This window comes from Pseudomonas sp. NPDC090755, assembly GCF_044769005.1.
Classification (GTDB): Bacteria; Pseudomonadota; Gammaproteobacteria; order Pseudomonadales; family Pseudomonadaceae; genus Aquipseudomonas.
Map to the genome: position 1 here is coordinate 1 of NZ_JBIVXC010000010.1, position 20,646 is coordinate 20,646.

The window sequence follows — 20,646 nt, forward strand, 5'->3', positions numbered from 1 at the left end:
GCTGACGAGGTCATCGTCGGCACAGTGTTGGGTGGACAAGCGTATCGCCTGAGCAGCTTCAGTAAGACGGTGAACCTGGGTACCACCGGGGCTGGCGGTATGGATACCGGTGCCGCACCGGTTAACGGATTTGTGGCGCTGTACGCCATCTACAACCCGACCACCGATACTTCCGCCTTGTTGGCGAAGAATGCCACCGCGGCGGTCCAACCCCCGGTGTACGGCGGGGCCAACCTGCCCAGCGGCTACACCGCTTCGGCGCTGCTGACGGTGGTACCTACCAATGCCAGCGGTCAGTTCAAGATTTGCACCGTCCGCGACCGCAAGGTCGCTATCCCGCTGGGCACGTTCTTCTCGTTCTCGGCGAATATTCCGGGGCAAAACATTTCGATCGCAAACTTTGTGCCGTTCAACGCCAAAGAGGTCTGGGGGGAAATTTCGGCATCCTGCACTGCTACGGCCAACATCAGCGTATCGGTGAACGGTGACAACGCCACTGCTCAGTCGCAACAGAACCTGTCCACCTACATCGGTTCTGTGTCTGCCGTGTTCATTGGCAACTTCGCCAACGTACTGATGACCACACCGCAGACGGTCGGCATTGGAGCCAACACCACGGCGGGCACGCCGTCGTTCAACTACTACGTCGGGGGGTACTCGCTATGAGCATCGTTTATGTGTACGTCGTGGATGGTGCAATCGTCGGTATTTCCGGATCGCCACAGAGCCCGATGAACGAAATCGAATGGGTGGAGATGGAGGACAGCGACCCGGTGGTCGTCCAGTGGCTGGAGGCCCGGAAGCCCAGCGCGGAAGCATTGGTGCTCGCCAAACGGGATTCGTTGCTGCGGATAGCCGCACTCCGGATCGCCCCGCTGCAGGATGCAGTCGACATCGAGGAGGCGACGGACGCCGAGAAGGCTGAACTGGTCCTCTGGAAGAAATACCGCGTGGCACTCAATCGGGTCCAGGACCAACCAGGTTACCCGGACACCATCAACTGGCCGGCCATGCCCGGTTAACGTCGCTGCAAGCCGATCATACCCGCCCTGAGCGGGTTTATTTTTGCCTGGAGAAACGCATGCCTCTCATTGAGCAGCAGTTGCTGCAGATCCTCCCCAAAGCCCGCCCAGTCGCGGGCATTTTTTTGCCTGCTCTGAACCGGGCCATGGCGCGCTACAAGATCGACAGCCGGGTGCGCCAGGCGGCGTTCCTGGCCCAGGTCGGACATGAGTCTGGCCAACTGCGGAATCTTGTGGAGAGCCTGAACTATAGCGTCGACGCGCTGCTTGCGAAGTTCAGCCGTGAACGCATTGGCGAGGCCAGTGCCCGGGCCTATGGCCGTACTGACGGGAGCCCGGCCAATCAGCAGGCGATCGCGAACAACATCTATGGTGGCGCCTGGGGGATGAAAAACCTCGGCAACACTAAATCCGACGACGGCTGGCGCCACCGTGGGCGCGGCCTGCTGCAGGTCACTGGCCGCGCGAACTATGCTGCTGCCGGTGCCGGCCTGGGCATGTCGCTGGAAGACGAGCCGCAACTGCTCGAGCAGCCGGAGCACGCCGCCATGTCCGCCGCTTGGTGGTGGGCAAAGCACGGCCTCAACGAACTGGCCGATGCCGGCCGCTTCCAGGACATCGGCAGCATCATCAACATCGGCAAGCCCGGACGGGTGCCGCACGGTGCCGCTGAGCGAAAGGCGCTGTATGACCTGGCGCTGAAGGTGCTGGGGTGATTGCCAGCGGCTGGATAAAGCCGGTTGGGCTGGCCCTGCTGTTGGCCATTGCTTGTTTTTCTACATGGAAAGTGCAGGACTGGCGTTATGGAAAGCAGCTTGCCGACCAGGCGCGCCTGCACCAGCAGGACCTGACCGCGATATCGAATGCGGCAGTGGCTCAGGCCAGGCAGGCCTTGCATGACCTTGATACCAGAACGACCAAGGAGAGAGCCGATGACCTCGCTGAGAACGATCGCCTGCGCCGCACTGTTGCTGATGGGGATCGCCGGTTGCGGATCGCGGGCAGTTGTCGTGCCGGTGGCGGCAACGTGCCCGGTACCGCCAGCGCCACCAGCCTGGGTGATGCAGGAGCCTTCGAACTCGCTCCAGCTGCTGGACGATCTGTTTTCGATATCCGCGCCGGGATCATCGCCGACCAGGTAGCCTTGAGGGCGGCTCAGGCCTATATAAAGGAAGTGTGTCGAAAGGGGATGTGATCGGTCGGCAGAACGCCGGAGGAGGAAATAGCGCAGTCGATTCCTGCGCTGTTTTCCTTTAGCGAAAAGCTATGGGGTGCCGGCTTGCCGTTGGACGGCTACCGCAGTACTTACTGTGGCGCTCTCGAACAGTTTCGCATAGCCGTTCTGGCGGCAATCGTAGTGATACATCGTCCTGAGCAGCCAGATCTTTCTCCAGAGCTCATTGTCCGGTTGGTGCTCGATTACTTTGAGGCCCAGCGATGCAGCCTCGCGCATATCAATCACGGACCCATGCGAATGGTAGTGGTCCCGAGTGGCGAGCTTGCTGATTGTTTCCTCAATATCAACGGGCTGTCGATCACTCATCATACCGGTGGACAGCATGTCACGAGCGAGCTTTCGCGTTTGGTTCCGTGCCGCTGCCGCATACGCAACGTCAAGAGGTCCAAACGCAGCAGGCTGGTTCAAGACGAACTCTACAGGAATCATGTTTATAGATGGATCTATCGGGCCGAGCTCTGACTCAAACCCCATCAAAATTGCGTTACCGCATAGAGCGAAAACCGTACCGTTGCTTTTTGCTCGCCTAGGAACTATTACCCGTAAGTCTGGCGCTGCATGACGAAGCAGGGCACAAATTTTCTCAGCTGCATCCGTCATCCCCCCGTTGGTTTCGAGAAGGAGGTCGACGGGTTTTCCTGCGCACGCAGTGAGCAGTTCGGAAAAATACACGTCGTCTCCGGTGTCGATTTGAGCACCGGATGTTTCGCATTCAGTGAAATACACTATAAGAGCGCGACCTGTCTCCTCCTGAATGTCCTTCAGGAGGAGTTGGCGCAAGTAGCGGTCTTTGTGGGTAACCCAGAAAAGCGGAGATTGGGCTGGCAGCTCTTTAGTTCTGGGAAAAAATTCCGGCACGATCACGACTTCCTTGATCTTGATTCATTTGGTGATCTGCAAAAAACACGCTCTTTCCGTCGTGCATACGCTGGCTAGCCTCCGTGAGAGCGCGATAGGGATCGCGCGACTCTTCGAAGATCACTTCGTCCTTCACCAATACCTGGTCCTGGCGATTGCGCAGGTTCGAGTGATTCCCCGAAGGCATGCTGGGTGAGGTTCTCAAAAAAAGTGAGTAGGTCATAAGAAGGCTCCTGGCTGAAAGCTCCATCCGTGAGCGGTGGGCGGTTTCGTTCCGCCAAACCGTAGTTATCCACAGCTTGCTCACAACATTGGCCCGCGATTATCCGTGCGTCAAGCTCCGTGTCAAACTAAATATTCGGACACCCTTGAATGCACAGGGCATTAGAGGGTGCTCCGATTAAAACATGCGACGAATGGTCAATGTAGAGCTTGGACACCATTCGATGGTCGCGATTGGGCATCGAATGGTTGGTCTGAGTCAAGGTTTCAGTGAGGTGCATCGGCAGAACGCCGGAGAAGGGCGGCCCTTAAAGAGCCGCTTGTTCGATTGAGATGAGGTCGGCCCATTCCTGCATCATCAGCCGGCCCGGGTCCAGGTACTGCATGGGCTATCTGCCGGGTCACCCAGTCGAGGCTATAGCCGAAGCTCAACCGCCTATACTTGCCGAGTCAACAACAGGGGCAGGACATGAAGACCTTGGCGGGAATCATCGAGGCGGGTGAGCCGCTGATTAAGCAGGCCATTGATGCGATGAGGCGCTACCACGAAGCGCAAGACTGCAATGAGCCACCGGAGGTGGTCGAGCGTCTACGGCTTGAGGCTGAGTCGCTGTACCAGGCTGTCACCGAGTACCAGTTGCGCTCGTTGGGCGGTTCCGCGCACACGCTGCATTGACTGAAGGCGGATGCAGATCAGTGGCCTGTCGGAGCTTGAAGTGAACGGTCGCCACGAGGCCTTTAAATTCGTGCAGCGAAGCGCTGGCCGTGATCATGATGATTCCCGCGGCGGCCGGGCCAATCATAACCCTGACTTTACTGACTGTTTCTATCAACCGACGAAGCAGCAACCACCAGGGATGACATCCATTCCGAGATACTCGACTGAAGCCAAGCTACGGAGTTAGGTCCAAGGCGAATCTGCTGCGGAAACGTCCCTTCACGCATCCGCCGATAGATGGTGTTTCTTGCCAGGCCTGTTACGTGGATCACTTCGTCGATGCGCATAAAGCGGTCGGTTGCAGCTGAAATCATGCAGGCCTCCAGCATTCGATTGGCTACTGTATGCTGGCAAGCGTAGGTGGTGGCTTCCGTTTGCGCCCAGGCTTTAGCGGTTCGCTATAGGTTTGCTCCCACTCCTCAAGAAATTTCCTGACAGTCTTGAGCCTCCAGCAGATTCGGCGTCCTTGCTTGAAGAAAGGAGGCAGCCAAGCTGCATTGATCTGCATTGCGCTTCGTATGGAGGATTCGGAACGCCCTAGTAATTTGGCCAGTTCAGGGATATGGATGATTTCCGGGTCCATAGTCGGTCGCTCCACGACATGGCAGCTGAGTGAGTAAGAAGCTGATATCCAGTTTGGCGCGAGAGCTATTCAGCTGCAATTACCCAAGCCATTGAAGGGCGTTGCTGGCCTGCGAAAGACCGACAGCCTTGAGGTTAAGGTCCGGGCGCTGCTGGCTGAGCGACGGCAGCGAATCGGCTATGAGAAGCAGCTTTTAGCAGCAGTGGAGGCGTGCCGGTGAAAAGGCTCTAGCTTGCACCGCCTCCCCACAGCTTTGAGATCGCATCCCAGTACTTGACGGCTGCGCCGATGAGGCCGCCCGAGACGATGATCAAGGTGGTAAGCCAGTGAGCCTTGATCTGCTCGATAATGTACACCGGGTGAATGCCGTTCACGTCAAACCAGCTACCGCTGGTTTTCAGGTTCTTCGCATGCATCCGCTCGAAGATGTTGGAAAACATGTCCAGCTTCCGCAGTGTCGACTGATGCAGCTTCAAGTATTCACCATTAACGAAGGCTTCAGCCTCTTGGGCACCGGTGAGCCCGTCCTGATCTGCAATGTGGTTCAGTTCGACAATGCTGAATATGCGGCCCTTGCGGCCAGACTCGGACGTATGAGAGGCATACTGTCGTCCGTAGATCCCCACCAGGATGCGAGCGAGGTCCACCTTCTTGTCATCCTGAAGCTCGAAAGGCGAACCACCAAGCGTGCGCAGCCTGTGCTCCAGAGCAAAAAATCCGTAATTTTCGTCTCGCATGTTCCAGTGAAGGAACCGACAGTTGCTGTTCTGCCGGAGGAAATCGAAATATCCTTCGAGCATAGCCTTCTCGAGGGCCGGGAAATTCTCGTTGATCTGATCCAGGCAGCCTTGGAGCTCAGCCGATTTGTGAATGGACCAAGATCGGGTTTGCGCAGTCCGCAGGTTGCGAATAGCAATGGAGGTGACCCTTGTTGACCCTCCGGTGGAGTTTTCATAGAACGATTCGCAGGAGTAGTGCACCACGTACACACGCTGGGAATCTTCGAACAAGTCCTCGACCAGCTTCCTGCTTGCGGATCGCTGCTTGACCCGCGCTACCTCTGAACCCATGCCTGTGCACCGCCCCGTTGATGATGACCTGTCTAAAAACTGGGCAGATCGCCAGCTTTTGTCCGGTGCGATCCTAGCAATTTTCGCGGGGGGAATTTTGGGGGAATAGCTCCCCCGATCTATGTGGAGCTGTGTTGCGTTATGATGCGTTGAAGTTCCTGAAATGATTGGGTTTTTTAAAAATGTCCCAAAAAAATGTGGAGCCAAAAACGGATTCGAAATCCGTTGTACCTTCGCGGGTACCTAGGGTTCAAATCCCTATCTCTCCGCCATATACGAAAGCCCCGCAGATTTATGTCTGCGGGGCTTTTTCGTTTCTGCACGGTACACAAATTGTCGTCGTTGTAACCCGCCCTGCGCTGCCTCATCCAGGAAGGCAGTAGTGAGTTCTGCTACCATGCCGGGCTCTCACACAAGAATCAGCCCGTTCGCTAACCGAGGCTGGCCTATTCGAGCCCTGGCTCGACATCTTTCATCACGAAACCGGTGATGCCGAAGCGCTTCGCAGAACCTGCTGGCGTTCTCCCCTTGCTGCAGGCCTTTGGTACTGAAAAGGCCCGAGCCGTCCTTTGCACCGGTTGCTTAACAGACTGAGCAAGGCCCTCCAGTGGCCCTGCGCTTTATTTGGGAACAGACAATGACAGCCGTGATCAACGCACTCAATACCTTCTTCTGGGGGTATGTCCTGATCTATGGCCTGCTGGCCGCAGGTATCTACTTCACTGTCCGCTTGGGCTTTATCCAGTTCCGCCATCTGCCCGAATTCTTCCGCTCGGTGCTGCGCGCGCCGGCCAAGGATGCCAGCGGCATCACGCCGTTCCAGGCGTTGTGTACCAGCCTGGCATCGCGGGTCGGTACCGGTAACCTCGCGGGGGTGGCCGTGGCCATTACCCTCGGTGGGCCGGGGGCGGTGTTCTGGATGTGGGTGGTGGCCTCGCTCGGCATGGCGACAGCCTACGCGGAAAGCACCCTGGCGCAGCTGTACAAGGTGCGTAACGGCAACGGTGAGTACCGCGGTGGTCCGGCGTTCTATATAGCCAGAGGCCTGAATGCGCCCTGGGCCGCCGCCATTTTCTCGGTGTGCCTGATCATTGCCTTTGGCCTGGTGTTCGGTGCGGTGCAGGCCAACTCCATTGCCGATGCAACCCAGGGCGCCTTTGGTGTACCCAAGCTGACCACCGGTGTGGTGGTGGCGGTGCTGGCCGGGTTGGTGATCTTTGGCGGTATCAAGAAGATCGCCCGCATTGCCGAGTGGATCGTGCCTTTCATGGCCGGTGCCTATCTGCTGGTGGCGGTCTATGTGATCCTGACCAACCTGGGTGAAGTGCCCGGGGTGCTGATGTTGATCATCAAGAGTGCCTTCGGCCTTGAGTCGGCGGCAGGCGGCGTGGCCGGGGCCATGCTCAATGGCGTCAAGCGTGGCCTGTTCTCCAACGAGGCCGGCATGGGCTCGGCGCCGAACATCGCTGCCGTGGCAACGCCCAACCCTCACCACCCGTCCTCGCAAGGTTTTGTGCAGGCCCTGGGCGTGTTCATCGATACGCTGCTGATCTGTACCGCTACCGCCATCATGATCCTGCTGTCCGGCGTGGTGCCTGGCCCCGAGATGACCGGGACACCGCTGACCCAGGCGGCCATGAATGTGCATATCGGTTCGGCAGGGCAGTATTTCATTGCCGTTGCGATCTTCTTCTTCGCGTTCACCTCGATCATTGGCAACTACACCTATGCCGAAAACGCCATGGTGTACCTGAAGCTGAACACACGCCTGGGCCTGACCGTGTTGCGCACCGCCGCGTTGTTGATGGTGGTGTGGGGCGCCTATGAGAGTGTGGCCACGGTGTTCGACGCGGCCGATGCGGCGATGGGGCTGATGGCGACCATCAACCTGATCGCGATCTGCTTGCTGTCGGGTGTGGTGATCAAGTTGACCCGTGACTACTTTGCCCAGCGCGCGGTGGGTACGCCGGAGTTCAATGCCAAGGATTACCCGGAACTGGCGGGCAAGATCGATGCACAGATCTGGGGTGGGGCCGAGGGCGCCGCACCGTCTCTGCATCCGGTGCAAGAGCGGTAGCAGATGTGCACCCCATCGCGGCCTGCGGCCGCTCCCACAGGGTATATGCGGACATTGTGGGAGCGGCCAAAGGCCGCGATGGGCCGCAAAGCGGCCAGAACCAATCGCTGGACTGACAGGCACAACCGGCCATAATGGCCCGACTGTCCAACCACCCGTCAGGGCCTTGCGATGATCGGATTCACCTTGCGCCAGCTGGAGTATTTCGTCGCCGCCGCCGAGCAGGGCAGCGTCAGTGCCGCGGCGCGGGCCAAGCATATTTCCCAGCCGTCGGTGTCCCTGGCCTTGTCGCAGCTGGAAGCGACCCTGGGTGAAAAGCTCTTTCACCGCCAGGTCAGTCGCGGCCTTGAACTGACACCGGCAGGGCGCAAGTTGCTGGAGCAGGCACGGGACATGCTCAACCTGGCGAGTGCGATCAGTGGCCGGGGCGAGGAGCAGGCCGGGGTGCGCGGGGCCCTGAGCCTGATCTGTTTCCAGGACCTGGGGCCGTACTATGCGCCGCGGCTGTTGAGCGGCTTTCGCCAGCGCTATCCCGAAGTCACCATCACCCTGTTCGAGGCGGACCTTGCCGAGGTCAACCGCCGGCTTGGCGATGGCAAGGCAGAGCTGGCGCTGACCTACGATGTCGGCCTGGACTCACCGATCGAGAAGCGCGTGCTGGCGCAGTTGACGCCCCATGCGCTGTTGCCGGCGGACCACCCCCTGGCCCTGCAGGACAAGGTCTCGTTGGTGGAGCTGGCGGCCGAATGCCTGATCCTTGAAGACATCGCCAGGACCCGTGAGTACTTCCTTTCACTGTTCTGGACCCATGACCTGCAACCGGCTGCCTTGCAATTGACCCAAACCTTCGAGATGCAGCGCGGACTGGTTGCCCATGGCTATGGCGTGGCGCTGTCGTGCACCCGGCCGGTGAGTGATTGCAGCTACGACGGCAAACCACTGGCCTGCAGGCCTCTGCTCGAAAGCGTCAGCCCGCAGCCAGTGGTGTTGGCCCAGTCCAGTGCCATGCGTCCGTCAGCGGCGGCGCAGGCCTTCCTCGACTGGGCGAGCCAGCAGTTTCCCGCCTGACTCAGCTGGCCGGATCCGCCACGGCCACCAGGGATTTACCCTTGCGTGCCACGCACAGCCAGTAGCCCAGCGACAGCAGGGCCAGCCAGCCGATGCCCACATACAGCGCCATGCGGGTATCCGGGAACCAGGCCAGCACGCCGAAGATGAACAGCATGAACAGCGCCGCCAGGACCGGGCCGACCGGCCAGAGGGGCACCGGGAAGTGCAGGGCACTGACGTCCTTGGCGCTCATGCCACGGCGCATGACCATTTGTGACAGCAGGATCATCAGCCACACCCAGACGATCGAGAAGGTCACCACCGCAGCCAGGATCAGGAACAGGTTTTCCGGCGCCAGGTAGTTGAGCAGGACACCGAACAACAGCGCCACCGCCATCACCACCACGGTCATCCACGGCACCCCGAAGCGCGACAGCTTTGAGAAGCCGGCAGGGGCCTGGCCGTTCTGGGCCATGCCGTACATCATCCGCCCGGCACTGAAGATGTCGCTGTTGATCGCCGACACCGCCGCCGAGATCACTACGATATTGAGCAAGGTGGCGGCCGAGTCGATGCCCAGGCCGCTGAATATCTGTACGAACGGGCTGCCTTCGCTGCCGATCCTCGACCAGGGATAGATCGACATCAGCACGAACAGGGTGAACACATAGAACAGCAGGATACGCAGCGGCACCGAGTTGATCGCCTTGGGGATGACCCGCTGCGGATCCCGCGCCTCGCCGGCGGTGATACCGATCATCTCGACCCCGCCGAAGGCGAACATCACCACGGTGAAGGAGGCGATCATGCCGCTCACACCGTTGGGAAAGAAGCCACCGTGGCTCCACAGGTTGCTGACCGTGGCCACCTGCTCGGCCGAGCCGCCCAGCTGGATGCCGAACATCAGCACCGCGCCACCGGCAAGGATCATCGAGACGATCGCGGTGACCTTGAGCAGTGACAGCCAGAACTCCAGCTCGCCGAACACCCTGACGCTGCACAGGTTCAGGGCACCGATAAAGAACACGATGCCCAGCACCCAGATCCAGCGTGGTGTGTCGGGGAACCAGAAACTCATGTAGACGCCGAAGGCCGTGACGTCGGCCAGGCACACCACCAGCATGGAAAACGCGTAGCTCCAGCCGGTCAGGAAGCCCGGAAAACGCCCCAGGTACTGGCTGGCGTATTGGCCGAAGGAGCCGGACACCGGGTTGCGCACGGCCATTTCCCCCAGGGCGCGCATCATCATGTAGATGGCCGCGCCGCCAATCAGGTAGGCCAACAGGACGGAAGGGCCGGCCAGTTTGATGGCCGAGGCCGAGCCATAGAACAGCCCTGTGCCGATCGCCGAGCCAAGGGCCATGAAACGGATATGACGGGTGCTAAGACCTCGCCGCAAGGCGCTGTTGTTGTCGTTCATCCCAGGTAACTCCTCATTGTTCTTGTTTTTGAGTGGCAAGGTGCCGAAGGAGACAGGCAGGGCTATTAACCGGCCAATGGGCGGGGCTGACAATACGCCGGGCCATACAGAATGCTGATAGTGGCGAATAGGCAAAGTGTCGTTTACCGGGGGCGAACAGGGGTCCAATACTGCTGGCCATTACAACAAGAGAGGTGGTCCCCGATGAATGCCGATATCGAACGGTTCCAGCGTGATGGCGCAGTCGTGTTGCGTGGAGTATTCCGCGACTGGATCGAACCCTTGCGCGAAGGTTTCGAGCAGAACCTGGCCGCGCCCAGTGCCTTTGCCATCGAAAACGTCGGCAGCGGCGAAGGCGGGCGCTTCTTCGAGGACTACTGCAACTGGCAGCGGATCCCGACCTTCAAGGACTTTGTGTTGAACTCTCCGGCGGCGGCGATTGCCGGCGAATTGATGCAGTCGCGGCAGGTGCAGGTGTTCCATGAACATATCCTGGTCAAGGAACCGGGCACGTCCAAGCCGACGCCCTGGCACCAGGACCTGCCGTATTACTGCGTGGACGGCCTGCAAACCGCCAGTTACTGGATTCCGCTGGACCCGGTGACCCGCCACAACACCCTGAGCGTGGTGCTGGGCTCACACCGCTGGCCCAAACCGGTACGGCCGAAAAGCTGGGCCAGCAACAAGGACTTCTACGGCGCCCAGGATGCCGGCACCGGGGAGAGCCTGTTCATGGATATGCCAGACGTGGAGAACGGCGAGTACCAGATCCTCTCCCCGGAAATGGAGCCGGGTGATGCGGTGGTCTTTGATTTCCGTACCGTGCATGGCGCGGCCGGCAACACCGGCACCAATCGTCGGCGGGCGTTCTCGACCCGCTTCATGGGCGATGATGTGCGCTACGTCCAGCGACCGGGGCGTACCTCGCCACCGTTCCCAGGCATCGACCTGAACACCGGCGACCGGATGCGCGAAGACTGGTTTCCGGTGGTCTGGTCGCGGCGCTGATCGCCGCAGCCGGACAAATGAAAGCCCCGCAGCGAACTGCGGGGCTTTTACTATTCTGCGGGGCGTTACGCTTTGACGTGAGCGACGATTTCGTCCTTGATCTGCAGACGCTTTTTGCGCAAATGGGTGATTTGGTCGTCGGTGGCGCTGCTGCTTTCCGCCTTGACCACCTCGACGTCGATGGCATTGTACTTTTCGTGCAGCTCGCTGAGCCGCGCGTCGGTTTTTTTCTTGGCGTCGAACGCCTCCCTGGTCATGTTCAGGTCTGCGAGCAAATCGTGCTTGACCGGCATTTCTTCACCTCTCCGGGGTTTGGGGTGGAAGTCATGAACTTAGAGAATAGTCGTCTTTGCCGGGTTCCGGGGGTGCGGTAGTCTGTCGCAACAATTCTGACCTCAAGGTTTTTTGCGATGCCTCACCTTCATGTGGAATACAGCGACAACCTGCCCGGGCTGGACGTCGACCGTCTGCTGCTGCGCCTGAACCATGCGCTGGTGGGTAGCGGGCAGTTCGCCGATGAGCTGGACATCAAGAGCCGCGCCGTGGCCCAGGGGGCTTTCCGGGTGGGCGTAGCTCCGGTGGAGCGCGCCTTTGCCCACATCAAGCTGGCCATCCTCAGTGGTCGTTCCCCTGACGTGAAGGGCCAGTTGTCGGACAGCCTGTTGGGGGTGCTCAAGGATGCCATTGTGGCTACACCTGGGCTGGATATTCAGCTATGTGTCGAAGTGCTCGATATCGATCGTGATTCCTATAGAAAAACGCATCTGCCGGGATAGTTGTCACAGGCATATTTAATGTGAAAAAAATGTAATGAAGAAGTTGACGCCAATCCACCAATTGTTGGCGTCTTTTTCACGAAAAATTGATGGCGCGCTACTTAAAGTCCGGGCTGTTCAAAGGTGGTGCCGCAACGGCACCGTTCCCGACTCTTCATCAAGCGAAGCGCCATGTTCAAGGTCAAACCCCTGCGGACCGAATGGGTCACGTTGCTCGCCAGCCTTTACCTGTTGATCGGCTTTAATTCGGTACTGTGGAATCACTTGTCCGAGGTAGTTACACCCGGCGTATCCGGGATTTTCCTGCGCCTGGCCTTCGCTGCGCTGATCTTTTGCGCCTTCAACCTGATCCTGACCCTGATTGCTTTTCGCCGGGTGTTGAAACCGGTATTGATTACCCTGTTCATGGTCAGTGCCGGTGCGGCTTACTTCATGAATCAATACGGTATATTGATTGATGTGGGCATGTTGCGTAATACCGCCGAGACCAATGTCGCGGAAGTTCATGATTTACTGTCGCTGAAACTTTTCTTTTATATCCTGTTGTTGGGCGTAGTGCCTTCGCTGGTCCTTTATAAAACACCGATCAACTACCGTCGCTGGCACCGGGAACTGCTCAGCAAGTTGTTCGCCGGTACCGCCACCCTTGGCATGCTCGGGGTGGTCGCCCTGGTCAACTACCAGGGGCTGGCCTCGCTGTTTCGCAATCATCACGAGATTCGCCTGATGCTGGTGCCGAGCAACGTGGTGGGCGCCTCTCTTGGCTACGTCGGTGAACGGGTTGGCACGGCGGCCAAATCCTTCGCCAAAATCGGTGAAGATGCCCAGCGTGATCCGACCTGGCAGCAACATGCACGCAAGTCCCTGACGGTGCTGGTGGTCGGGGAGAGCGCGCGGGCGGAAAACTTCGGCCTGCTCGGCTATGGCCGCGACACCACGCCGGAGCTGGGCAAGGAAGCGGGCCTGATCGCCTTCAGCGACGTGCACTCCTGTGGTACCGAAACCGCCGTCTCGGTGCCCTGCATGTTCTCCAACCTCACCCGCAAGGGCTACGAGGCGAGCAAGGCCAAGAACCAGGAGGGCCTGCTCGATGTGCTGCAGCGCGCCGGACTGGCGGTGCGCTGGCGTGACAACCAGTCCGGCTGCAAGGGTACCTGCGACCGGGTGCAGTTCGAGGACGTCAGCAACCTCAAGGACCCGGCACTGTGCACCAGCAGCGAATGCCATGACGAGATCCTCCTGCAGGGCCTGGCGGCAATGATCGACAACCTGCAGCAGGACACCGTGCTGGTGCTGCACCAGATGGGCAGCCACGGGCCGGAGTACTTCAAGCGCTACCCGATGCAATACGAGCGCTTTACCCCGGTGTGCCCCAGCAACGCCCTGAACCAGTGCAGTGAACAGAGCATCATCAACGCCTATGACAACACCCTGGTCTACACCGACCATGTGCTGGCATCGTTGATCGACATCCTGCGCAGCAAGCAGGACAAGGTCGATACCGCCATGCTGTACCTGTCGGACCACGGTGAGTCGCTGGGCGAGTACAACCTGTTCCTGCATGGCACGCCTTACATGCTGGCGCCGGAGCAACAGAAACACGTGCCGATGCTGGCCTGGTTCTCCGACAACTACCGCCAGAGCTTCGCCATCGATACCGACTGCCTGAACAAGGCGCGCAACGAGCCGCTGAGCCAGGACAACCTGTTCCACTCGATGCTCGGCCTGCTGCAGGTGCGCACCGCGCTGTACCAGCCGCAACTGGACATGTTCGCCAGTTGCCGCCCGCCCGCACTGGCGATGCATTGACACCACCGGCAGGCCAGGCAGGGATAGCGGTCGAGCGGTTTCCCGGCAATGGCCTGCGCCGTATATACTGCGCGCCATTGTTTGTGGGAGAGCCTTGTGGCCATCGATATTCACTGGATTTGCGACGACAGCAGCCTGGCCGAACACTGCCTGCAGTGGCGCAAGCTGCCCTTCGTGGCCGTCGACACCGAATTCATGCGGGTCGACACCTTTTATCCGATTGCCGGGTTGATCCAGGTCGGCGACGGGGCACGTGCCTATCTGATCGACCCCTTGCTTATCGGCAACTGGCAGCCGCTGGCCGAACTGCTTGAAGACCGCCAGGTGATCAAGGTGCTGCACGCCTGCAGCGAAGACCTCGAGGTGCTGTCGCGCTTGACCGGCAGCCTGCCGACGCCACTGTTCGACACCCAACTGGCCGCTGGCTACCTGAACCTGGGCTTCTCCATGGGCTACTCGCGCCTGGTCCAGGAAGTGCTCGGTATCGAGCTGCCCAAGGGCGAAACCCGTTCCGACTGGCTGCAGCGCCCGCTGTCGCAGACCCAGGTGAGCTACGCCGCCGAAGATGCAGTGCACCTGGCCGAACTGTACGAGCGCCTGCGCCCGCAACTGTCGGACGAGAAGCACGCCTGGGTGCTGGAAGATGGCGCCGAGCTGGTCGCCCAGTTGCGCCGCGAAACCGATCCCTACGAGCTGTACCGCGACGCCAAGCTGGCCTGGAAACTGTCCCGGGCGCAGCTGGCGGTGTTGCGCGAGCTCTGCGCCTGGCGCGAACGCGAAGCCCGTGCCCGCGACCTGCCACGCAACCGCATCCTGCGTGAAAACGCCCTGTGGCCCATGGCCAGGACCCAGCCGGACACGCTCGCGGCACTGGCGAAAATCGAAGACATGCACCCGCGTACCATCCGCCAGGACGGTGAGGCGCTGCTGGCGCTGATCAAGCAGGCCGCCAGTGTGCCGCCCTCGGAGTGGCCACCGGCATTGCCCGAGCCGCTGCCGATCGAGGCCTCGGCGCTGCTCAAGCAACTGCGCGCCATCGGCCAGGCCGAAGGCGAGCGCCTGAACATCGCCCCGGAGCTGATGCTGCGCAAGAAAACCCTCGAATTGCTGCTCAAGAGCGGCTACCCCAAGGGGCCTTATCAACTTCCCGATTCGCTGCGCGGCTGGCGTCGCGAGCGCATGGGGCAGGCGCTGCTTGACTGCCTGGCCCGCGCAGGAGAACAACCATGAAACGTATCTGCTCGATCTACAAGAGCCCGCGCAAGAACGAAATGTACCTGTATGTGCTCAAGGCCGACGGCCTGGAGCGCGTTCCCGAAGGCCTGCTGCCGTTCTTCGGCACCCCCGTGCATGCCTTCGACCTGGTCCTGACCCCGGAGCGCAAGCTGGCCCGCGAGGACATCGCCAAGGTCCTGGAAAACCTCGACCAGCAGGGCTACCACCTGCAAATGCCACCGGTCGAGGACGAGTACATCGAACACCTGCCCGAAGAGCTGCTGCGCCGCAACGACCCGGTCTGATACCGGCCTGCCTGCCATGATGCCGCCGGGGCGATGCCCTGGCGGTCTTCGTTGTTACTGCCAAGGTTGTAAAGAACATGCGTGTTTTGATCGCTGAACAGGACCATGCCCTCTACGCTCGCCTGCTGGCCGAGGCGGCACCGGACCTGGAGGTCCTGACCAGTGGCGACTCGGCCGAGCTTGCCCGTCTTGCCGCCGATTGCCCTGTGTGGCTGGGCCAGCCCGACCTGCTGGCGACCTTGCTGCGCCAGGGCCACCAGCCGCAGTGGTTGCAATCGACCTGGGCCGGCATCACCCCGCTGCTGGCCGACGGCCTGCAACGCGACTACCGCCTGACCCGTGCGGTCGGTATCTTCGGCCAGGTCATGGCCGAATACGTGCTGACGTATATGCTGGTGCACGAACGTGAAGTGTTGGCGCGCCTGGTCAGCCAGGTCGAGCGCAAGTGGGATGCCCGTCCCGGACGCAGCCTGGAAGGGCGGCGGGTGCTGATCGTTGGCACCGGTGACATCGGCCAGAGCGTGGCCGAGTTTCTCCAGCCCTTTGGCGTCAAGCTGTACGGCATCGCCAGCCAGGCCCGTGAGCAGGCACCCTTTATCGAAGTGGCTGGCCTGGGCGAACTGGGGCGTCTGGTCGGTGAGGTGGATTACGTCGTCAACCTGCTTCCCGACACGCCGGCCACTCATGACCTGTACGATGCAGCGATGTTTGCCCGTTTCAACCCCGATGTGTTGTTCATCAACGCCGGGCGCGGTGTGGCGGTGGTCGATGCGGCCCTGGTGGAGGCCTTGAAGCAAGGCCATCTGGCCGGCGCGGTGATCGATGTCTGCCGCCAGGAGCCCCTGCCGGCGCGTCATCCGTTCTGGACCGCCCTGGGCCTGCTGCTGACCGGGCACAGTTCGGCACCGACCTCGCCAACGGCGATGGTGCGCTTGTTCGTCGAGAACCTGCGGGCGTATCAGGCGGGGCAGGGGTTGCGCGGCGAAGTGGATTTCCAGCGCGGCTATTGAGGCTGGAAAGCATCGCCGGCTCTGCCGGCTCCCACACCATCCCCTGTGTTTCAGTGGACTGTGGGAGCTGGCGTAGCCGGCGAAGGAAATATCACAAGGTGAAGTCGCCTTCAGCCGCCAGTTCGCTCAGCGAACGACGCGGGCTCGGTACTTCACGGGCCTGCAGGGCTTCAGCCAGGCTGGCCTTGTCGCCCAGCTTGCCCACCGCTACCACAGCATGCAGCGCGTAGCCTTCGGGAATCTTCAGCTCCTTGCGGGTCAGTTCCTGGTCGAAACCGGCCATGCCGTGGGTGTGCCAGCCGCTGAGGCTGGCTTGCAGGGCCAGGTGGCCCCAGGCCGAACCCGTATCGAAGGTGTGCCACAGGGCCGGGGTTTCTTCGCTGGCACCAGGGGCTGCGAAGGTGGTCTTGGAGATCACGATGATCAGCGCCGAGGCCTGTTGCGCCCAGCTGCGGTTGAACTCATTGAGCAGACCCAGGTAGCGCTCCCAGTTCGGCGTGTCGCGGCGCGCATAGAGAAAGCGCCAGGGCTGCGAGTTGTAGGCCGACGGCGCCCAGCGCGCAGCTTCGAGGAAACTCAGCAGGGTGGCTTCGCTGATCGGTTCGGCGGTGAAGGCACGGGGCGACCAGCGCTTGATGAACTGGTCGGAGATGGCATGTTCGGCTACGCGAGGGTTAGCACTCATGGTGAGTTCCTGAACGGGTGGAAAAGGTAGGTTACGACCGTCGGTCAAACTACTGGGTCGTGCCGACCCTGACAAGCGGTCTGGCATTGGCCGAAGACTGGCCCTAGACTGGCGCCGCCGCGCTGCGGCGCCTCGATCGAAACAGGATATTCGCTACATGATTGCCACCGTCGATTCCTTCTGGAAGCACAAGACCCTCGAACAGCTCGACCGCCAGGAATGGGAGTCGCTGTGTGATGGCTGCGGCCTGTGCTGCTTGCAGAAGCTCGAAGATGAAGACGACAACAGCGTCTACTACACGCGAATCGCCTGCAAAATGCTGGATCTCAAGACTTGCCAGTGCAGCGATTACCCGAACCGGCTCAAGCATGTGCCCGACTGCATCCAGCTGACGCCGGGCAAGGCCGACCAGTTCAAATGGCTGCCGACCACCTGCGGCTACCGCCTGGTCAGCGAAGGCAAGGATTTGCCGAGTTGGCACCATCTGGTGTGTGGCGATCGCAAACAGGTGCACAAACAACGTATTTCCCAGTCCGGGCGCATGCTCAGTGAAGACAGCGTGGCCGAGGACGATTGGGAAGACTATCTGATTTTCCGCGCCGGCTGATTCACCCGGCGTGCCGGGTGTCGCGTCTGGGGGAGCAAGGAGTTTCTGTATGCGTGTGCGTTGTCATTGGCTCCTGGCCCTGGGCATGCTGGCCAGTGCTCCGGCCTGGGCGAAGAAAGTCGATCTGGACTACCACGTGCGCCTGCTGCCCCAGAGCGAGCAGGCCGAGGTGCGCCTGACCCTGGCCGATGGCGCCGCGGTGCGCAGCCTGGATTTCGACCTGGGCAAGGCGGGCGCCTACAGCGATTTCAAGGCCGATGGCCAGTGGCAGTTACAAGCCGATGCACGGCGGGGGCGCTGGCAGCCGGCTGCCGGCAAGAGCGAGCTGACCTACCGGGTGCGGTTGGCCCAGCGCTTGAAGAACGGCAGCTATGAAACCCGCATGACGCCGGAGTGGGCGCTGTTTCGCGGTGACGACCTGGTCCCCCCGGCGCGCCTTGACCAGCAGGACGGCACCGAACTGGTGGCGCGCCTGAGTTTCGAGCTGCCCAAGGGCTGGAAGAGCGTCGAGACGCCCTGGCCGCGGATCGGCAAGCAGCGCTTTCGCATCGACAATGTCTCGCGCCTGTTCGATCGTCCGACCGGCTGGATGCTGGCAGGCACCGTTGGTACCCGACGCGCACGCCTGGGCGAGACCGAAGTCAGCGTCGCCGCCCCCCAGGGCCAGGGCCTGCGCCGCCTGGACAACCTGACCCTGCTGACCTTCGTCTGGCCGCAGCTGCAGGCGGTATTCCCGCGCAATCCGCCCAAGCTGCTGCTGGTGGGGGCCAGGGATCAGCTGTGGCGTGGCGTGCGGGCCGGCCACAACTCCATCTACCTGCACAGCAGCCGGCCGCTGGTCAGCGAGAACGGTTCAAGCCCGTTGCTGCGTGAGCTGGTACGGCTGTTCGCCCAGGTCAATGACCGCCAGGCCAGCGACTGGATCGGCGAAAGCCTGGCCGAGTACTACGCCACCGAGTTGCTGCGGCGCGCCGGGGGGATCACCGATGACCGTTACCAGGCCCTGCAGGCCGGGCTTGAGCGCAACAGCGCCAAGGTCACCAGCCTGCGCGGTGAGCAGGTCGATAGCGCGGTGACGGCCCGTGGTGTGCTGCTGTTGCAGGCACTGGACCGCGAGATTCGCCTGCACAGCCACAATCAACGCTCGCTGGACGATGTCACCCGGGCCCTGATGCGCCTGAACAGCGTCAGCACCGAAGAATTCGTCCAGCTCAGTGAGCGCGTGCTGGGGCGCCAGTCCGATGTGCTGGCGAGCAAGCTGCTGCGTTAGCGCTTCGGGCCCTTGAACAGGCTGCGCCCGGTGATGCCGTGCGCCAGCGCTGCGCCGCCAATGGCCACCTGGATCAGGCCGAACAACCCGCCCCGGCGCAAACCCTTGCCGATCATGATCACGCCGCCGGCCACGGAGCTGGCACGCTCCAGGCCCTGCACGGGGGCGGCAGGTTTGTCGTGGGGGGCGCGGATCAGTGTCTTGGACATGGTGATACTCCAGGGGCGGTGATATCCAGCAGACCGTCGCGGGCGTCGGGCTGTTCCTTCGGGCTTACTTGAATTTCGGCCCCGAGCGGGTGTTCAGGCCTTTGGCCAGGCGATCGTAGAGTACCACGTTGACGGTAGCGGCAAGGTTCATGCAGCCATTGGTCGGGATGTAGATGGTTTCTTCGCACCAGGCCCGCACGCTGGGATCCAGGGAGCCGTCCTCGGGGCCGAAGATGTAGATGGCGCGGTCCGGGTGGGTGTATTCGGGGAGCGGGCGGGCGCCGTCGATCAGCTCCACGGCCACCGGGGTGCAGCCCAGGGGGATGATCTTTTGCAGGTCGTCGATGCCGATCAGCGGGATGTCGTAGTGCACGCGCTTGGTGTCGGTGACGAAATCCCGGGCGCGCTCGTAGCGCTTGCCGGTGTAGAACACCGAGTTGACGCCGTAGCAACCCGCTGCGCGCATCACTGAACCGACGTTCTCCGCTGACTTGGGGTTGAACAGACCAATGCAGCTGTACCGTTTGTTCGCCACGTGCCGGGGCCCTTCGCAAAAAAGAACGCGATTATACGGGCTTGCCGGCACCTGTGGGGCAGGGGATTGCGCTCAGTCTTTCTTCAGCAGGCTGGCCAGCCCCGCGAACGGGTTGTGGGTGGCCTTGGCGATGGTCGGGCTGCTGGTGGAACCTTCGCTGAAATACTGCTGGTCGGTGTAGCGGGCGTGCTCGTTATCGTGGCAGTACAGGCACAGCAACTCCCAGTTGGAGCCGTCCTGGGGGTTGTTGTCGTGGTTGTGGTCGCGGTGGTGCACGGTCAGCTCGCTCAGGCGCTTGCCGGAAAACTCGCGGGCGCAGCGGCCACAGACGTGGGGGTACATTTTCAGGGCCTTGTCGCGATAGCCCATCTCCTTGTCGCGCTTGGCGTCGGCGAGGATGCGGTCGAGCCGCGCGGTGGCGGAGGCGGAAGATGCCGAACTCATGGGATTACCTTTTTATCGGGCTTGTTACGGTTATGCCTCAAGTTTAGCCCGACGGCGGGTCTTTCGGACAGGCAAACCGCTATGCTTGGAGGTAGCCTGTCATCTGGTAATCCAAGGAGCCTGCCCATGCGCTACATGACCATGGCTGTCCTGATTTTCGCCAGCCTGCAAACCGTGGCCGCCGACCTGCAACCGCGGCCCATTGCCCCGGTGCCGGGAGCGCCCGGCACGGCGACACCGACGCCTTACCCGCAAATTACCCCTAGTACGATACCGCGGGCGCGTGATTCGCAACCGGGATCACCGCTGTTGCCCTCCATCACGGTGCCCGCGCCGCCCAGGGACCAACCCTTGCCGGGATTGACGCCGCAGGACGGCAAGAGCAAACCCAAGGCCGATTGACTGCTCGTAGCCGGTCGCAGGCTTCGCCAGCTCCCACAAGGTCCGTTGCAGGTTGCCTCTGTGGGAGCCGGCAGCGCCGGCGATGGCTTCTGCACATGCTGCCGACGTCGCCAG

General features: G+C 61.3%; 26 protein-coding genes and 2 pseudogenes. 17 read left to right on the forward strand and 11 right to left on the reverse strand.

The window, feature by feature from the left end:
* The 4 genes and pseudogenes from ACIQUS_RS15715 to ACIQUS_RS15730 form a co-directional block, all read left to right on the forward strand.
* Window positions 1-666 (forward strand): annotated as a pseudogene (locus ACIQUS_RS15715) (hypothetical protein); the annotation flags it as partial.
* The gene (locus tag ACIQUS_RS15720; RefSeq protein ID WP_403048257.1) at window positions 663-1,022 is read left to right on the forward strand and encodes a tail fiber assembly protein; all 360 of its coding nucleotides are present in this window, start codon (window positions 663-665) and stop codon (window positions 1,020-1,022) included. The pseudogene ACIQUS_RS15715 and the gene ACIQUS_RS15720, both read left to right, overlap by 4 nt.
* A gap of 59 nt (window positions 1,023-1,081) precedes the next feature.
* Window positions 1,082-1,738 carry a glycoside hydrolase family 19 protein gene (locus ACIQUS_RS15725; protein ID WP_403048258.1) on the forward strand — a complete coding sequence of 219 codons (657 nt, stop codon included), beginning with the start codon at window positions 1,082-1,084 and terminating at the stop codon, window positions 1,736-1,738.
* A complete protein-coding gene (locus ACIQUS_RS15730) occupies window positions 1,735-2,217 on the forward strand; it encodes a lysis protein (protein WP_403048259.1) in 483 nt (160 codons plus the stop codon). Before ACIQUS_RS15725 ends, ACIQUS_RS15730 begins: the two co-directional genes overlap by 4 nt.
* A gap of 69 nt (window positions 2,218-2,286) precedes the next feature.
* On the opposite strand, the gene ACIQUS_RS15735 is transcribed toward ACIQUS_RS15730, so the two are convergent.
* Window positions 2,287-3,117: a hypothetical protein gene (locus ACIQUS_RS15735; RefSeq protein ID WP_403048260.1), complete on the reverse strand. Its 831-nt coding sequence runs from the start codon at window positions 3,115-3,117 to the stop codon at window positions 2,287-2,289.
* Window positions 3,092-3,340, reverse strand: coding sequence for a hypothetical protein (locus tag ACIQUS_RS15740; protein WP_403048261.1), 249 nt, complete (start codon window positions 3,338-3,340; stop codon window positions 3,092-3,094). The genes ACIQUS_RS15735 and ACIQUS_RS15740 overlap by 26 nt, the downstream gene beginning before the upstream one ends.
* A gap of 468 nt (window positions 3,341-3,808) precedes the next feature.
* On the opposite strand from ACIQUS_RS15740, the gene ACIQUS_RS15745 reads away from it, so the two are divergent.
* Window positions 3,809-4,015 (forward strand): hypothetical protein, encoded by a 207-nt coding sequence (locus tag ACIQUS_RS15745; RefSeq protein ID WP_403048262.1) that lies wholly within the window; start codon window positions 3,809-3,811, stop codon window positions 4,013-4,015.
* A 137-nt stretch (window positions 4,016-4,152) separates the two neighbouring features.
* On the opposite strand, the gene ACIQUS_RS15750 is transcribed toward ACIQUS_RS15745, so the two are convergent.
* Together ACIQUS_RS15750 and ACIQUS_RS15755 are read right to left on the reverse strand one after the other, a co-directional pair.
* The gene (locus ACIQUS_RS15750) at window positions 4,153-4,371 is read right to left on the reverse strand and encodes a helix-turn-helix transcriptional regulator (protein ID WP_403048263.1); all 219 of its coding nucleotides are present in this window, start codon (window positions 4,369-4,371) and stop codon (window positions 4,153-4,155) included.
* A 23-nt stretch (window positions 4,372-4,394) separates the two neighbouring features.
* Window positions 4,395-4,640, reverse strand: a complete 246-nt coding sequence (locus tag ACIQUS_RS15755; protein ID WP_403048264.1) for a hypothetical protein — start codon at window positions 4,638-4,640, stop codon at window positions 4,395-4,397.
* 46 nt (window positions 4,641-4,686) lie between these two features.
* On the opposite strand from ACIQUS_RS15755, the gene ACIQUS_RS15760 reads away from it, so the two are divergent.
* The gene (locus ACIQUS_RS15760) at window positions 4,687-4,860 is read left to right on the forward strand and encodes a hypothetical protein (protein ID WP_403048507.1); all 174 of its coding nucleotides are present in this window, start codon (window positions 4,687-4,689) and stop codon (window positions 4,858-4,860) included.
* Between the two features lie 7 nt (window positions 4,861-4,867).
* On the opposite strand, the gene ACIQUS_RS15765 is transcribed toward ACIQUS_RS15760, so the two are convergent.
* Complete coding sequence (locus ACIQUS_RS15765) at window positions 4,868-5,710, reverse strand: hypothetical protein (RefSeq protein WP_403048265.1); 843 nt, start codon at window positions 5,708-5,710, stop codon at window positions 4,868-4,870.
* Between the two features lie 637 nt (window positions 5,711-6,347).
* On the opposite strand from ACIQUS_RS15765, the gene ACIQUS_RS15770 reads away from it, so the two are divergent.
* Complete coding sequence (locus ACIQUS_RS15770) at window positions 6,348-7,787, forward strand: alanine/glycine:cation symporter family protein (RefSeq protein WP_403048266.1); 1,440 nt, start codon at window positions 6,348-6,350, stop codon at window positions 7,785-7,787.
* Between the two features lie 171 nt (window positions 7,788-7,958).
* On the forward strand, window positions 7,959-8,855 hold the full coding sequence (locus tag ACIQUS_RS15775; RefSeq protein WP_403048267.1) for a LysR substrate-binding domain-containing protein: 897 nt from the start codon (window positions 7,959-7,961) through the stop codon (window positions 8,853-8,855).
* Between the two features lies 1 nt (window position 8,856).
* Here ACIQUS_RS15775 and ACIQUS_RS15780 read toward each other — a convergent pair whose 3' ends face one another.
* A complete protein-coding gene (locus ACIQUS_RS15780) occupies window positions 8,857-10,257 on the reverse strand; it encodes an amino acid permease (RefSeq protein ID WP_403048268.1) in 1,401 nt (466 codons plus the stop codon).
* A 204-nt stretch (window positions 10,258-10,461) separates the two neighbouring features.
* Here ACIQUS_RS15780 and ACIQUS_RS15785 point away from each other — a divergent pair, with 204 nt between their 5' ends.
* Window positions 10,462-11,265 (forward strand): phytanoyl-CoA dioxygenase family protein, encoded by an 804-nt coding sequence (locus ACIQUS_RS15785; RefSeq protein ID WP_403048269.1) that lies wholly within the window; start codon window positions 10,462-10,464, stop codon window positions 11,263-11,265.
* 65 nt (window positions 11,266-11,330) lie between these two features.
* Here ACIQUS_RS15785 and ACIQUS_RS15790 read toward each other — a convergent pair whose 3' ends face one another.
* Complete coding sequence (locus ACIQUS_RS15790; RefSeq protein WP_403048270.1) at window positions 11,331-11,558, reverse strand: YdcH family protein; 228 nt, start codon at window positions 11,556-11,558, stop codon at window positions 11,331-11,333.
* A gap of 117 nt (window positions 11,559-11,675) precedes the next feature.
* Between ACIQUS_RS15790 and ACIQUS_RS15795 the strand changes: the two genes are divergently transcribed.
* The 5 genes from ACIQUS_RS15795 (at window position 11,676) to ACIQUS_RS15815 (ending at window position 16,380) form a co-directional block, all read left to right on the forward strand.
* Window positions 11,676-12,041 (forward strand): 5-carboxymethyl-2-hydroxymuconate Delta-isomerase, encoded by a 366-nt coding sequence (locus ACIQUS_RS15795; RefSeq protein WP_403048271.1) that lies wholly within the window; start codon window positions 11,676-11,678, stop codon window positions 12,039-12,041.
* Between the two features lie 171 nt (window positions 12,042-12,212).
* Entirely contained in the window at window positions 12,213-13,850 is a 1,638-nt protein-coding gene (locus ACIQUS_RS15800; RefSeq protein ID WP_403048272.1) for a phosphoethanolamine transferase, read from the forward strand.
* Between the two features lie 96 nt (window positions 13,851-13,946).
* On the forward strand, window positions 13,947-15,080 hold the full coding sequence (gene rnd, locus ACIQUS_RS15805; RefSeq protein ID WP_403048273.1) for a ribonuclease D: 1,134 nt from the start codon (window positions 13,947-13,949) through the stop codon (window positions 15,078-15,080).
* Complete coding sequence (locus ACIQUS_RS15810; RefSeq protein WP_403048274.1) at window positions 15,077-15,370, forward strand: YcgL domain-containing protein; 294 nt, start codon at window positions 15,077-15,079, stop codon at window positions 15,368-15,370. Before rnd ends, ACIQUS_RS15810 begins: the two co-directional genes overlap by 4 nt.
* A gap of 77 nt (window positions 15,371-15,447) precedes the next feature.
* A complete protein-coding gene (locus ACIQUS_RS15815; protein WP_403048275.1) occupies window positions 15,448-16,380 on the forward strand; it encodes a D-2-hydroxyacid dehydrogenase in 933 nt (310 codons plus the stop codon).
* A 91-nt stretch (window positions 16,381-16,471) separates the two neighbouring features.
* On the opposite strand, the gene ACIQUS_RS15820 is transcribed toward ACIQUS_RS15815, so the two are convergent.
* The gene (locus tag ACIQUS_RS15820; RefSeq protein ID WP_403048276.1) at window positions 16,472-17,065 is read right to left on the reverse strand and encodes a nitroreductase family protein; all 594 of its coding nucleotides are present in this window, start codon (window positions 17,063-17,065) and stop codon (window positions 16,472-16,474) included.
* A gap of 157 nt (window positions 17,066-17,222) precedes the next feature.
* Here ACIQUS_RS15820 and ACIQUS_RS15825 point away from each other — a divergent pair, with 157 nt between their 5' ends.
* Both ACIQUS_RS15825 and ACIQUS_RS15830 read left to right on the forward strand, forming a co-directional pair.
* Entirely contained in the window at window positions 17,223-17,672 is a 450-nt protein-coding gene (locus ACIQUS_RS15825) for a YcgN family cysteine cluster protein (RefSeq protein ID WP_403048277.1), read from the forward strand.
* Between the two features lie 55 nt (window positions 17,673-17,727).
* Window positions 17,728-18,942 carry a hypothetical protein gene (locus ACIQUS_RS15830; protein WP_403048509.1) on the forward strand — a complete coding sequence of 405 codons (1,215 nt, stop codon included), beginning with the start codon at window positions 17,728-17,730 and terminating at the stop codon, window positions 18,940-18,942.
* 11 nt (window positions 18,943-18,953) lie between these two features.
* Here the strand turns inward: ACIQUS_RS15830 and ACIQUS_RS15835 are convergent.
* From ACIQUS_RS15835 to ACIQUS_RS15845, 3 genes and pseudogenes are all read right to left on the reverse strand, one after another.
* Window positions 18,954-19,151: pseudogene (locus ACIQUS_RS15835) on the reverse strand (DUF2892 domain-containing protein); the annotation flags it as partial.
* Between the two features lie 64 nt (window positions 19,152-19,215).
* On the reverse strand, window positions 19,216-19,686 hold the full coding sequence (locus ACIQUS_RS15840; protein WP_045187641.1) for an RNA methyltransferase: 471 nt from the start codon (window positions 19,684-19,686) through the stop codon (window positions 19,216-19,218).
* A 72-nt stretch (window positions 19,687-19,758) separates the two neighbouring features.
* Window positions 19,759-20,130: a YajD family HNH nuclease gene (locus ACIQUS_RS15845; RefSeq protein ID WP_403048278.1), complete on the reverse strand. Its 372-nt coding sequence runs from the start codon at window positions 20,128-20,130 to the stop codon at window positions 19,759-19,761.
* A 126-nt stretch (window positions 20,131-20,256) separates the two neighbouring features.
* Between ACIQUS_RS15845 and ACIQUS_RS15850 the strand changes: the two genes are divergently transcribed.
* Entirely contained in the window at window positions 20,257-20,532 is a 276-nt protein-coding gene (locus ACIQUS_RS15850; RefSeq protein WP_403048279.1) for a hypothetical protein, read from the forward strand.
* Window positions 20,533-20,646: the final 114 nt, after the last annotated feature.